Source organism: Pseudomonas sp. A-1, assembly GCF_004801855.1.
Taxonomy (GTDB): Bacteria; Pseudomonadota; Gammaproteobacteria; order Pseudomonadales; family Pseudomonadaceae; genus Geopseudomonas.
The window spans coordinates 1-509 of record NZ_SSTC01000249.1 but is presented as its reverse complement, the minus strand read 5'-3'; the positions used below and the strand labels follow the sequence as shown (position 1 = coordinate 509).

At 68.0% G+C, this 509-nt stretch carries 1 protein-coding gene; it reads left to right on the top strand.

Translation table 11 applies throughout. The annotated features are described in order from the left end of the window. On the top strand, positions 1–509 hold a 509-nt coding region (locus E5198_RS21410; protein WP_136491886.1), incomplete at both ends, for an NAD(P)/FAD-dependent oxidoreductase.

The window sequence follows — 509 nt, the reverse complement described above, 5'->3', positions numbered from 1 at the left end:
GCCGCCTGCCGCCTGAAGCAGAAGGCCGCCGAAGCCGGCCAGGAGCTCAGCGTCTGCGTGGTGGAGAAAGGCTCCGAAGTCGGCGCCCACATCCTCTCCGGCGCGGTGTTCGAGCCGCGTGCGCTGGCCGAACTGTTCCCCGACTGGAAGAGCCTCGGCGCCCCGCTCAACACCCCGGTCAAGCGCGACGACATCTACCTGCTGAAGAGCAGCGAGGCCGCCACCAGGATCCCCGACTTCGCCGTGCCCAAGACCATGCACAACGAAGGCAACTACATCATCTCCCTGGGCAACCTGTGCCGCTGGCTGGCCCAGCAGGCCGAGAATCTGGGCGTGGAGATCTACCCGGGCTTCGCCGCCCAGGAAGCGCTGATCGACGAGCAGGGCGTGGTGCGCGGCATCGTCACCGGCGATCTGGGCGTCGACCACGAAGGCCAGCCCAAGGACGGCCTGTACACCCCGGGCATGGAACTGCGCGCCAAGTACACCCTGTTCGCCGAAGGCTGCCG